The following is a 573-nucleotide window of genomic DNA, read 5'->3' as shown; positions in this document are numbered from 1 at the left end:
GCATTAAGGTGTGAGCGACGCTTGGCTATACTTGAGCGAAGCGAAACTGCCAAGCGTTGCGAATCACTCTTAAATGCTTTGTTAGCAGCAACTTACAACGCGAGTTTAAACCCTTCATGTGTTGCTTTGAATCCAAGTTTTTCATAGAACCTGATTGCATCAGGGCGCTGCTTATCACTTGTTAACTGAACAATTGTACAGCCTTTGTTTTTCGCCTGTTCAATAGCATATTCGAACATTTTCTCACCGAAACCTTGTCCACGATAGTCACTATCGATTCGGACACCTTCGATAAGACAACGCCAACTACCGATATGCGTTAGGTAAGGAATAAAAGTAATTTGAAGCATCCCGACTAAAGAGTTTTCTAGCTCAACAACAAGTAATTCGTTGTTTGGGTCTCTTATAATTGCTTCAAACGCTTCAAGATACCCACTATTCAACGGAACAGACGCATCTTCTCTTTTACTACCAAGTGGGTCATTTGAAAGCAAAGCTACAAGACTTTCCAAATCTTCAAAATCAGCTGAACGATACTTTAATTCCATTTATAGGTCCTTATTACTTCTGGCT

1 protein-coding gene is annotated in these 573 nt (G+C 40.3%); it reads right to left on the bottom strand.

Features of this window, described 5'->3' with window-relative positions; all coding sequences use genetic code 11:
- Nucleotides 1-92: 92 nt before the first annotated feature.
- A complete protein-coding gene (locus tag ACF8OV_RS04915) occupies nt 93-548 on the bottom strand; it encodes a GNAT family N-acetyltransferase (RefSeq protein ID WP_323230478.1) in 456 nt (151 codons plus the stop codon).
- Between the last annotated feature and the right edge of the window lie 25 nt (nt 549-573).

This window comes from Vibrio sp. GLN_1, assembly GCF_043106015.1.
GTDB lineage: Bacteria > Pseudomonadota > Gammaproteobacteria > Enterobacterales > Vibrionaceae > Vibrio > Vibrio parahaemolyticus.
The sequence above is the reverse complement of the archived record's forward strand: the minus strand, read 5'-3'. Positions and strand labels throughout refer to the sequence as shown.

Bases quoted from the DNA above. Each gene is read 5' to 3' on its own strand.
- ACF8OV_RS04915 (WP_323230478.1), bottom strand. From the start codon at position 548: ATGGAATTAAAGTATCGTTCAGCTGATTTTGAAGATTTGGAAAGTCTT.